Origin of the sequence: Trichocoleus sp. FACHB-40, assembly GCF_014695915.1 — a bacterium.
GTDB classification, from domain to species: domain Bacteria; phylum Cyanobacteriota; class Cyanobacteriia; order Cyanobacteriales; family FACHB-T130; genus Funiculus; species Funiculus sociatus.
Window position 1 is genome coordinate 32,628 of record NZ_JACJPF010000034.1, and the last position, 11,833, is coordinate 44,460.

An 11,833-nucleotide genomic window follows, 5' to 3' on the forward strand; every position below is an offset into this window, starting at 1 on the left:
TAATCAGGTGTAGATATCAAAATTATCACTAGAAAGCTGATCCAATAACGCTAACTTAGAATCAAGCCAATCGTCAGTAAACCAGCCATAAGGCAAGACATCTCCGACTGCTTCGCAATTGATTCCCATGACCCAAATGTGTGCAACTTTGGTAAATATAGGAATCGAGGCGAGTTCATCTTCGCTAAGTTTGCGGATAGTTTGATAACCGTCTAAAAAAGGCTTTCTTACTTCACTGTTCATCTTCCAAGCATAGGTTACGTGCATAAACTTGCCGAGGTCAAAGGCACGCCAGCCATAGCCGCATTGATCAAAGTCAAACAAAGTTGGTTCATCGGTTTCGGTAAAGTGAGCATTTCCCGAATGAACATCACCCATACAAATTCCATAGACTGGTGCTGAAAGATGTAGTTTTAACACCTCTAACTGCACTTTGATTTTCTCGGTTTGTTTTTGGAGATCATCGAGCTCATCGGCTCTATCTTTAAAAAGAGGTGCAATTATATTTAGCGATCGCTCTAGCAGGTACTCGTAATTTAAAGCGGGACGATTAAAACGACTTTTAAAGTCGTCCGTCGCTAAATGAATATTTGCCAGCACCTCTCCCAGCCGTCGGCTTTGTTCGCTATTGAGCTTCTCATTTACCGCCTTACCTGGTGCGTAGGAAAATAAAGTAGCATAGCGTCTCCCCTCCGGTGCTTCAATTGCTTGGGTGAAACTGCCTGAATTGCTTTGGAGGGGGTACGCGACTGGCATTTTATGATTATGTAGAAACGCCAGCAGTTCAACTTCAAAATTAATAGCTTCTAAAGTTCTCCACCCTCTGCGATAAACTCGCAAAATATATCTGTCTCGATCTGTTTCTACCAGATAAGTATCGTTAAGTCCTCGTTTATACAATCGGCACGATAGGGGTTTTTCGATCTGATAGTTACATAATACGTTTTCAATTAAAGCTTCGCCTGATGGTATGGAATGAATCACAGGAATGAAAGCAGAACACATAAAATCATTTGCTTATTTTTATCGCCAGTTCCCTACAATTATTTTTAACTCCGCGATCGCACTCCCACCACAGCACAACGCGATCGCATGACAAATTATTTAACCAACCAAAGAAGTTCTAACTAAACTAGCGATCGCCGCAGCTAACTTAGCTGGCTCCACTGGCTTAGCTATGTGTCTGTGGAAACCTAGCGAAATAGCACGCTGAGAGTCTTCGCTCCTAGCATACGCCGTCACAGCCACAGCGATAATCTCTCCTCCTTGCTCTGGCTCCAAGGCTCTAATTTTGCGGATCAGCGTGTAGCCATCCTCACCGGGCATCCCAATATCACTCACCAAAACATTTGGCTTCACCTGTTCGAGTGCCTCAAATGCCTCGGTTGCTGATGCAACTGCCCTCACCCTAGCGCCATACTGTTCAAGGGCTATCGTGAGAAAATCTCGGCTATCAGGCTCGTCATCGACAACCAGCACTTGCAATCCATCAAGTACAGCACTAAAGATTGCATCAGGAGTGGGTGGGGCTTCTGGCTCAGTTTCCAGTTCATGCCCAGGCGTTAACAGCCCGTTCCCGTGAGTCGTAATTATCAGGGGCAACTGCACTGTAAAAATTGTCCCCAGCCCCTCGCCTGGGCTGTCAACATGGACAGTTCCGCCATGCAGTTCTGCCAGGTGACGCACAATTGCCAAACCTAAACCAAGTCCGCCATGCGATCGCGTGCTGGTACTATCAGCTTGGCGGAAGCGCTCAAAGACATAGGGCAGAAAGTCAGCGCTAATCCCTTTCCCCGTGTCACTTACGCGGATCTGGGTGTGGGAGTCACTGCACTCCAGCCTTATTTCCACCTTTCCCCCTTCAGGAGTGAACTTAATAGCATTGGAGAGCAGATTCCAGACAATCTGCTGCAAGCGGTTTGGATCGCCTGACACCAAGCCTACTGAAGGATCTAGTACCGACTCAAGTTGAATGTTCTTAGCGCCAGTGGCTAGCTGCACCGTTTCAATAGCTGCCTGAATGATTGGTACCAGGTTAACTGGGCAAACCTGCAAAGACAACTTGCCTCGAATCAGGCGCGAGACATCGAGAAGATCCTCAATTAGCTCTGAGAGTAACTTGGCGTTGCGCTCAATTGCTTCCAGTGCGCGAGCCGTAGTCACTGCGTTTAACTTCTGAGCGCGAAGCATCCGAGACCAGCCAAGAATGGGGTTGAGTGGCGATCGCAACTCATGAGAAAGTACAGCTAAGAAATCATCCTTCATGCGGTTAGCGGCCTCCGCCTCCCCACGAGCCACTTGTTCGCGAACCAACAGTTCGGCGCGTTCTTCCTCCCTCCGCTTGCGCTCTAGTTCTGCTGTCGCACGGGTAGCAAAGATTGTTAGTAGCGATTCTGCAAGCTGGGTATTTTCCAACGGTTTTCTAGCCATCACCCCAAGCAATCCCAGTACGCAGCCTGTGGAATCTAGAAGCGGAGCTGCGATATAGCTGTCCACTTCCATCTGTGCCAGCAAATGATTATCAGGAAAGTGCGCTTGGATGCCACGGGGATAATAGCATGGCTTCCCCTGCTGAATGACTTGTTTGCAAGGTGTATTCAGCAAGGAATATTCAATGTTGTCTACCATCTCATAGTCGGCACATAAAGCAATAGTGCTAATTTTTTCCCCAGCCAGTTCCCCCAGAAAAGCGTAATCAACACCCAATGCCTTTGTGAGGTGTTGCACCAGTGAGTAGAAAAACGCCTCGCCTGTCGCTGCGGAAACTCCCTTAGTCACCTCGATGAGGGCGGCATCCATCTGAGCAATTTTGCGAGCTGCCAGCCGCAACTCTAACTCATCAACCACTATAGCCGCTAGGTCGGTAAGGCTTGCTCGCTGCTCGGCACTCAGTTCATGGCGCGGCTTGCTGTCAAGAAGACACAAAGTGCCAAGATTATAGCCATCCTTGTCGATCAGTGGCGCGCCGGCATAGAAGCGAAGGCCCGGTTCGCTAAGCGCAAAGGGCATACAAGCGAAGCGTGGGTCTTTTCTGGTATCCGGAACGACTAAAACATCGTCACACAAAACTGCGAAGCTACAAATTGTTGATTCGCGACTGACTTCGCGAGACTCAAAGCCATAGGAGGATTTAAACCAGGCTCGAAATTCGTCAACTAAGGAAACCAGGGTAGTTGGCACGTCAAAAAGACGTGCCGCGAGAGCTGTGATGCGGTCGAAGCTCTCTTCAGGAGGTGTATCGAGGATATTGTATCGCCGCAGTGCCTCTAGGCGTTGTACTTCGTTGGGCGAGATAGGCGCAGTGGTCAATATTACCTCCAGAAGACACTCCTGAAATACAGTTGCGACTATGATAGTTTGGCGCTTACCTGTGGAAGAGTATCGTATTTAGACTTAATTGAATTTTATGGCATTCTCAAGTCAAACGGAGTAATTAATCACAATCAAGGCACTATATACATTAATTTTTGGCGCTATTAGAAAATTCTCTGGTGCGATCGCGTTCTTTTCCCCAACTCCGGAGGAACATACTTGACATGAGCCACGCCTAAAGGAAAAAGATACTTTTGGAGAAATTGGCTCAACTTATGTCCCCAGAAACGGCAATTATCCGGTGGAAACGACTAGGTGCGGTATATGGTTTGCTGTTGCTAATGGTTTATTGTGGCATCCAGGGAGCAGCCATCAGGGACACTCAAGCTAAGAAAGCGCCACAAGGCGTAAACCAAGATGCGATCGCGAAGCGTATGCGCGTTAGCGCTACTCGCGCCTGATCCGGCTGGAAAATTACCCTTGACTATCCTCAACTGAAATCCATAATAGATCGAGTATTATCTGTTGAATAACTATTCACAGTCTGGGTCAAGACGGAAAGGTTGAGGTGGCATGGATCGGGAAAAAGAGAAATGGTTTCAAGTTGCTTTGCGACTTCGAGGTTCGGTAATTTCAGCAGTTTTACCTAGAGTAATATTGTGTGGAGCATTTGGTTTTTTTGTTGCCCTACTTCACAAATTTGGAGTATCGGTATCAATGCCGTTTCTGAGTGCATTAATCCCCAATATTGTCTTAGGCTTATTACTGGTTTTCCGAACAAATACAGCTTATGAGCGATTTTGGGAAGGTCGCAAAGCTTGGGGTAGCATAGTTAACAGTGTCCGTAACCTATCTCGTCAAATTTGGGTATCGATTGACGAAAAGGAACCAAAAGATAGAGAGAACAAAATTTCCGCCCTGCGATTATTGATTGCTTTTGCGATCGCTACTAAGTTGCATCTCAGAGCGGAGCCTGTAAACAGCGAGTTAGAACCATTTATGTCACAATCTCGCTATTTTAAGCTAAAAACGATGAACAATCCACCGCTAGAGGTTGCCTTCTGGATTGGAGATTATCTACAGGATCAGTATAAGCATAAACACCTCAATGCTCACCAGTTAACTGCTCTACAAAGTTTGATAAATATCTTAGTAGACAATTTAGGAGCCTGCGAACGCATTCTTAGAACACCTATTCCTATTGCTTATGCTATCCATTTGAAGCAGTTGTTGTTGCTTTATTGTTTAGCATTGCCATTTCAAATGGTTAGAGATTTAACTTGGTGGACTGGGCCAATTGTTGCTTTGATTAGTTTCACTTTGTTTGGTATTGAAGAGATTGGCATTGAAATTGAAAATCCTTTTGGTCACGATGCTAACGACTTGCCCTTGGATGCGATTTGTGCAACAATGAAACGAAATATTGAAGATTTAATCTCGCTTGCTCCCAGCGTTCGCGATTGGAACAAAACAGGAATAGAGCAAATGGAATAGGGTACATGAACGATAAGCGATCGCATATAGCGATCGCTCTAAGTATATATACAAATTTTTTCTATTAGCTAATGTATATTGACGTACAAAAAAGTCTTGAATACCATCTAATAAATAAATTGTGCGAGGGCAGTACTCGCAGCCAATCTAATGCGTGTTTACCGCACCGATGGCCATTCTTACTGGCGTGGGTAGATGTACAGCTTGGATTCATCCCTTCCGCGAACGGGCAGCCTTGCTTTGGAGCGCGACCTTGACGATCTTTGCCTGTTAGCCAATGAAATTCATCTGTACTACATCATTCTCTTACATGCTTCTCATCCCCCTGCTGCTGCTACCACGCTCTTCGTTGCTCTTGGTAGCTTCAAACCAACAGTACACGATGCTCTAACCGTGATTATTGGAGTTTTGATTGTGGCAACAATTGGCGAGCGACTTTGACGTATTCAACTGGGGAAAGCCAATCCAGATTCGGCATTGAACACACCACAATTCAGGTAGAAACGGATAATTTTATGCCGTATTGCGGCCAAAAGTCTTGTTGTGAGGAGTGAACATAGACGTAACTATCTTCCCCAGGAAGCGATCGCTTCTTTGAGACAAGGAGAGCTGGGGACGCGATCGCTACACAAGTAGTTAGCAGTAACGAAGACGAGCCATCACCAGACGATTTAAAAAGAAAAAGAACGTCGAGCCACCACCCAGACTGATGAGTTGTCTGGCGATTCCTTGAACTTCCTTTTGTCTTCCCACTTTCTCATCTGCTAGATAAATGCCCAACAAGGCATGATTAATCATCTGATGAAAATTTGTATTGGGTAATTGAGCAACACTTTCCTTAGCCTTATTAACAAAGTGTGTAAACCGCTCCGTCATTTCATCTTTGTTCTTATAGTAAGAACAAAAATTTAGATCGCCGCCGAGGCTATCTTCCTCTTGATCTATAAGGTAATCCAGTAAAATATGTAATCCTTGTATCCAGGGAAAATAACCATTTTTTACTTTCTGAATTAATTCTTCTGAACAATCTTCATGGGAAGCATAGGCGATAAGACAAAAAATTCCAAGGGTTGAGCCAGCACAGGCCGAAAATTCATACCAGCTCATCTCAGGGAGGTTTTCCTGATGTGATTTAAACCAAGCTTTTAGACGCGGAATGCGCTCTTCAACTTGCACATGTTTATGAACTTGTAAATCGCAATAATAACTGGCTAATTCATGAAGAGCTGAAGATATTTTTGGATAAGCTGGAAGCTGCTTTAATACAGTTTGACAAGTTTTAACCAGTTGTCTTAAATAGCCTCCATCCTCCTGCTCCTTACGAAAACGATAATAATTTGTGCATTCTGCTTCTGGAGTTAAGGCATGAAAGATGGATTCATGAAGAGCGCGAAAATCCTTAGGATCGAGTGAGGTACTTCGGTCACACAAATTATCTAAATAATCGCTAATTGTTTGATAAGCAACAATAAAACGAATTGTTTCATCGCTGTGGTTTTTAGCTAACAATCCATAGATGGCACCTCCTGCACAGTGAAACGTTTTTGTCTCGATACTCATTAATGCTTGTTTGCGAAGTTCTGGGTCGGGTATTTGATTGGCTCGTTCTTTCCATTCTCCTAAATAGCGATGAACGGCTGGAAGTACATTACGGTAGATTCCTGACATCAACGTCCAGGGGCGAGTCGGAATTTTCATCAACTCAGTCATGGGAATATTTTCCAAATTATTCTTGTCAAGAAATACCTTGAAGAAGCAGTATTTATGCTCCTTCGGTTTCACTATAAGAGGTTGTAAATGCGATAGCGTCTGCCTAATGGCGTGATAATTATTTTTTATAATTACCTATTGTTAATCTGTTAACAAATCGGGAGAGATAAGTTGTTTTTGGATGGCTAAGACGGCGGCTTGAGTGCGATCGCGCACCTCTAACTTCTTCAAGATGGAATGCACATGAACTCTGACAGTACCAGGGGCAATGTAGAGAAGGTCGGCAATTTCCTGATTGCTCCGTCCGGCTGCAATCATTGCCAAGATTTCCTGTTCGCGCCTTGTGAGCAGATTTTCCGGTATTTGTTCAGCCTGTGATGGGGTAGAAGTAGGTTGTGCGTGCATGAAAGTAGCTTGAATCTCCGTGGTTGCAGCTTCGTCCCACCAAGAAGCTCCCGCTGCTACAGAACGGATCGCCAGGATGAGAAGTTCTGCCCTAATACCCTTGAGGCAGTAGCCTTTGACACCGATTTCAATTAACTTAGCAATCAGAGGTTTTTGGAAACGAGATGTTAAAGCTAGGATGGGTAGCTCTGGGCGTTGCTGCTTAAGTTGTTCACAAGTCTCAATACCACCAATTCCCGGCAATCCTACATCAAGTAGCACAATATCGAGTGGCTGTTGAAGAGCTAATTCTATAGCTGTCTCACCGTCTTCAACCTCAGCGACGACTTCAAATCCAGGTTCCTGTTGCAACCGCATAGACAAACCGAGGCGAAACAGTTCGTCATCTTCAACAAGCAAAATCCGTAGTGCATTTAAGGTCATCTTTACCAAACACAAGCAGCTAAAGCCGCATACAAAAGCAAAACTAGAAAGGGTGTGCCAAAATCATGCCAAATCACCTTATAAATCTTGCATTAAAAAGCTTTCGCTTCACAAGAAAACAACAGCCGACTCCGGAGCCGGCTGTTACGGATGTATTAGGCATGATCTAGCTAACTCTCAATATGAAGCATCGATATGGCGGCTTATTGTCATTTCCATGAAGCTTCTGTGTTAACTAATCTCATCCAAGTATGCTGACAATTGTTCTGAGCGTTGATGCACAGGTAATCTGAATCCAAACGAAGCACCGCGTTGCGATCGCGAAGTAGCCTCTTTTGAGGAGAAACGATTTTTGCCCCAGACAGTACCGTCGTGGGCTTCAATAAGCTGTCGAGTTAAGTATAACCCCAGCCCAGACCCCATAGATTGGCGATCGCTATGTCCCTGGTAAAAGCGGTCAAACAAGCGCGGGAGTTCATCCGGTGTTATTCCCCGCCCATTATCGAGAATCTTCACCACCTGATAGTTAAAGTCAGATTCTAAAAGAATTTCCACTTTACCACCACGAGTGCAATTGTTAATTGCATTCGTCAACAAGTTGCTAAAGACTCGTTGTAGTTGTAGTGCATCCCCATTTACCCAGAGAGGGCGAGCGTTGGATTCTCCAAAAGTGAGGTTAATTTCCACTCGGCGCTTTGCGGCTAACTCTGATACGGTGGCGATCGCTTCCTTAGCTATAGCAACTAGATCAACAGGTGCCAATTTTAATCTGACTCCCTCTGTATCGTTGCGATAGACATCCAACAGCGTCTCTATTAGCGCAAGTGAGTTCTCGTGACTCCGAGCGATCGCTGAGAACACTTTTTGCTGTGCGGCTGTTACTGCACCATACTTTTCTTGCTGCAACGAGTTCAATGTCTCAATTGCTCCCAGGAGCGGTGTTTTCAGGTCGTGGGTTAACGTTGACACGAAATCCTCTCGCGCACTAGCTAACTGCTCTTGTGCCTGTAGCTGCGCTTTATGTCGCGCGATCGCTTCTTCATGACGCAAATTGCGATCGCTCAGCCAACCTGTGACTACAAGTGCCAGCGCCATCAGCAAGCGGTTCATCAGGTTTGAGGAGTTCATCCATTCTGCTTTAGGGATAAACAGATTCAGAAGGGTTAACCCTGTTCCCATCACCGTAGCTTGAACTGTTGCCGAGCGACTCAGCCGTGAAGAAGCCAACAAAATGGGCCCGGTATAGAGGAAACCCAAGGCATAAGGGGGTGGAGTAAAAAAATCTAAGACGATAATAATCGCAAATAATCCAACAATCAGCCAGACCCTCGTGAGGTGCTGCTGCTGAAGCCTAGGCATTTTAAAAATTGCTTTTAATCGCTGTAGCATTGCAAGCCAATTTAATTTGAACTACTAATAGATACATAATAAAAGTAGATTTAATTCTATCTTAGGCAAGAAATATGTGTTTAGTTACTATTTATATCTAGAGATATAAATAGCAGCTAAACTGCCTAAACATTATTCTATGCTAAATTTTATATTAATACATTTAGTTCCATCCTAAACGCATAACTATATCTTGATTTTACCGATGAGATAAATAATGATTAAGTTATTGAACTTAAAAATAATTTGTTTTCATGAGTTGTTAGATAACTGAAGTAGTAGTCAAAGCTGAGCAACTTACAATCGTAAGTGCCTAGATATTATTTAAATATGATTAATTATTTCAGTTTACTCCCTTCTCTCTTCAGGATTAAAAACATTTATTGAACAAAATTGATGCTTTTAGGAGGTATTTATGCAACCAAATTCAAAGAGTCAAAAACCAGTTGGGTTAGTCGGGGCTATCTGTGGAACCTTACTCATTGGTTTACCAGCAATTCCTTTAGCGGCATCGGCAATGCCGGTTTCCAAGGTCAACCCCTGCCCTGGTATTTATTACGAAGAACCCTTTAATAGGACACACTTAGCTCCCCAGGGATGTCCGCCTAATGCTGCTACACAGCGTGTTCAAATAGGTAGGATTTTTAACAGAGCAGTTACCACAGGTCGGGAGGTCTTTATGGAACCTCTGACCCCCGCACCAGCTCCAGTGGGTGTTATTCAACCGCCTTTACCAGAGACTCGTAGTAATGCAATCGCTGTTGTCACACCTATTAATGGAAAGGTAGATGTGAAACTGAAAAATAACACCAACGCGATTATCTCCTATGAAGCAATTGGACATACTCAACGCCGATTTATACAAGGCGGAGAAGAAATTGTCCTGCAAGACTTGCCAACCCCAGTGACTATCACAACGGTTCGTCAGGATAAAGGGCTAGTGGATGTAGCTCCAATATCCACCTCCCAAACAGGAATGTTAGTGATTTCCTTGGATGAATCGAAAAATTTAGACGATAACCTGGGCGCACTGAGAATTCAAAGAGATGGTCAAGTCTTTTTGAACTAGCACAAGTGAAGCTTGTGTGAGCAATTGATAGCGGTTGAAATAGACGCGATCGCGTCGAAGCAGTAGGAAAAGAACTACTGCACAAAGGGAGCAGGTTCTCCCTCAATAACTACCGATGAATAGAGAATTTAAGGAGATTTTTTCAATGAAGAATAGATTTAATGAAGTCCGGGTTGTCAGTTACGCATCTGTCCGTCGTAACGGCTTTGCTCAAGCATTGTCGAACGCCAAAGGAACAGCAATCGGCCTGGCGTTCCTTGCTCTGCTTCTTCCGGCTTGCACCACTAACGATCCAAACACAGGTGGCCCTACAGCTCAGACTAACGTTAGTACAGAGGAAGTTGCTGAAGAAACAAACGAACTCCTTGGCAAAAGTGTAACTGTCAGAAGTGAAGTTGGAGAAAAAGTTGGTGCCAATTCCTTCACAATTACTGATGAGGAGCTTTTCGGTAATGACAAAGTTCTGGTTATTAATGCTTCAGGAGCGCCCACAGTTCTCCCTGATGACATCGAACTTCAAGTGACAGGAAAGGTTCAAAAGTTTATAGTTGCTGATGTCGAGAGAGAGTTCAACTTAGACTTAGAACCAGAGGTAGAGGTTGAATACAAAGACAAACCAGTAATCATTGCCCAATCAATTGCTTTAGCTCCTAAACCGGGTGAAGTGACCAAAAACCCCAGCGCCTTCTATGGCAAAGTTATTGCTGTGAAAGCTGAAGTCGAAGACATCATCAGTCCAGCTTCGTTTAGCCTAGATGAGGATAAGCTGACCAGCACCCAAGATTTGCTGGTTTTAAATAGAACCCCAGGCCAAACCATCAACGATGGTCAGGAGGTTGTCGTAACTGGTGTACTCCGCCCGTTTGTTTTTGCAGACATCGAAAGGGACTACGATTTAAACTGGGATTTGACTGTGCAAAGAAAGCTGGAAGCGGAATATAGCCAAAAGCCTGTACTCATTACCAACTCTGTATTCCCAGCAGCAGAAGATTAATCCGTGGGCTAAGAATGTAAGAGGAAGCAATTTGCTTTCCTCTTCATTTTGTGAACTTGATTTTAGTGAAGCGGCTCTCTAAAAGGAGCGATTCGTGCTTTGCGATCGCTTCATTAAGGTCACAACAGAGCCTCCTCAGAAAGTCGCACTGGATGGTGTCATGGGAACAACACCAGTTGAAATTGAGCGCATTCCGGGTAGCTTAACTATCTTCATGCCATTTTCTTACATGAAAATATATATAAAACTATTTATGATAAACTTCGGAACCTTCTCAGGAACCCAGAAAACTACTCCGGGTTGAGCCTACCCCAAGAGGGGGGTGCTTTCTATCTTCCTTGTTGTTTCCTACTTTAACTCATATTGTATAGCAGCCGTAGGGATAGCATTGCTGCTGACTCTAAAAATATAACTAATTATACGTAGCCCAGTCGGAGGAAGCGAACTTTTAGAGCCATCTGGCAGTCTACAAAGATGATGGGTTCGCGTTGTCTTAGGATTAGGCTAATCAACATGATCAGGATTGCCAGGAAGCTGCAAGCAAGCAACCCGACAGGACAGATTAACAACTATTTTGGGAACTTCGGAGGAACAGATGGCATATCAAGATCAGGAAAAAAATAGAGATGCCCGAATCGCTGCAACTTCCAGAATATGGGGGTTTGCGACAGTAATGCTGGGAATTTGTATTCCGCTTTCATCTGTTACTAGACATGGAGCAATTCTCCCAATAGCTGTAATTTCAGGGGTAGCAATTGGCACAGGTGCAGTTTGGCAATCTTCTGATAAAAAATCTCAAAATAGCCTACTGCCACCTAGTAAAGTCAACGAGTTAGAAGAAAGGATTGCTAACTTAGAAACTATTGCTGCTGAAAGTGACGAGTTGGATTTGCACAAGAGAATAAAACAGTTAGAATCAAACAAATTGATTAAGCGACGAGGCTAAACACCGTATCTGTTCCAGGCTCAGCCTGGGTAGGAGGAAAGCTCGTTGTTGTACATACAATTTGAATAGGGTTTACTTAACAATAGTTGTA

At 44.3% G+C, this 11,833-nt stretch carries 11 protein-coding genes; 6 read left to right on the top strand and 5 right to left on the bottom strand.

The window, feature by feature from the left end; translation table 11 throughout:
• Positions 1-3 precede the first annotated feature (3 nt).
• Together H6F63_RS03585 and H6F63_RS03590 are read right to left on the bottom strand one after the other, a co-directional pair.
• Positions 4-1,005: a homoserine kinase gene (locus H6F63_RS03585; RefSeq protein WP_190634955.1), complete on the bottom strand. Its 1,002-nt coding sequence runs from the start codon at positions 1,003-1,005 to the stop codon at positions 4-6.
• Between the two features lie 99 nt (positions 1,006-1,104).
• Complete coding sequence (locus tag H6F63_RS03590) at positions 1,105-3,309, bottom strand: ATP-binding protein (RefSeq protein WP_242019497.1); 2,205 nt, start codon at positions 3,307-3,309, stop codon at positions 1,105-1,107.
• A gap of 278 nt (positions 3,310-3,587) precedes the next feature.
• Between H6F63_RS03590 and H6F63_RS03595 the strand changes: the two genes are divergently transcribed.
• The 3 genes from H6F63_RS03595 (at position 3,588) to H6F63_RS03605 (ending at position 5,247) form a co-directional block, all read left to right on the top strand.
• Positions 3,588-3,773: a hypothetical protein gene (locus tag H6F63_RS03595; protein ID WP_190634957.1), complete on the top strand. Its 186-nt coding sequence runs from the start codon at positions 3,588-3,590 to the stop codon at positions 3,771-3,773.
• 112 nt (positions 3,774-3,885) lie between these two features.
• Positions 3,886-4,806 (top strand): bestrophin family ion channel, encoded by a 921-nt coding sequence (locus H6F63_RS03600; protein WP_190634959.1) that lies wholly within the window; start codon positions 3,886-3,888, stop codon positions 4,804-4,806.
• Between the two features lie 204 nt (positions 4,807-5,010).
• Positions 5,011-5,247, top strand: a complete 237-nt coding sequence (locus tag H6F63_RS03605) for a hypothetical protein (protein ID WP_190634960.1) — start codon at positions 5,011-5,013, stop codon at positions 5,245-5,247.
• A 195-nt stretch (positions 5,248-5,442) separates the two neighbouring features.
• Here the strand turns inward: H6F63_RS03605 and H6F63_RS03610 are convergent, their stop codons facing one another.
• From H6F63_RS03610 to H6F63_RS03620, 3 genes are all read right to left on the bottom strand, one after another.
• The gene (locus H6F63_RS03610; protein ID WP_190634961.1) at positions 5,443-6,516 is read right to left on the bottom strand and encodes a tetraprenyl-beta-curcumene synthase family protein; all 1,074 of its coding nucleotides are present in this window, start codon (positions 6,514-6,516) and stop codon (positions 5,443-5,445) included.
• 141 nt (positions 6,517-6,657) lie between these two features.
• Positions 6,658-7,344 (bottom strand): response regulator transcription factor, encoded by a 687-nt coding sequence (locus tag H6F63_RS03615; RefSeq protein ID WP_190634962.1) that lies wholly within the window; start codon positions 7,342-7,344, stop codon positions 6,658-6,660.
• 231 nt (positions 7,345-7,575) lie between these two features.
• A complete protein-coding gene (locus H6F63_RS03620) occupies positions 7,576-8,703 on the bottom strand; it encodes a HAMP domain-containing sensor histidine kinase (RefSeq protein WP_199297620.1) in 1,128 nt (375 codons plus the stop codon).
• A gap of 445 nt (positions 8,704-9,148) precedes the next feature.
• Between H6F63_RS03620 and H6F63_RS03625 the strand changes: the two genes are divergently transcribed.
• The 3 genes from H6F63_RS03625 (at position 9,149) to H6F63_RS03635 (ending at position 11,742) form a co-directional block, all read left to right on the top strand.
• Positions 9,149-9,802 (top strand): hypothetical protein, encoded by a 654-nt coding sequence (locus H6F63_RS03625; RefSeq protein ID WP_190634965.1) that lies wholly within the window; start codon positions 9,149-9,151, stop codon positions 9,800-9,802.
• Between the two features lie 145 nt (positions 9,803-9,947).
• Positions 9,948-10,796, top strand: coding sequence for a hypothetical protein (locus tag H6F63_RS03630; protein WP_190634967.1), 849 nt, complete (start codon positions 9,948-9,950; stop codon positions 10,794-10,796).
• 595 nt (positions 10,797-11,391) lie between these two features.
• Positions 11,392-11,742: a hypothetical protein gene (locus H6F63_RS03635; RefSeq protein ID WP_190634969.1), complete on the top strand. Its 351-nt coding sequence runs from the start codon at positions 11,392-11,394 to the stop codon at positions 11,740-11,742.
• The last annotated feature ends 91 nt before the right edge of the window (positions 11,743-11,833 follow it).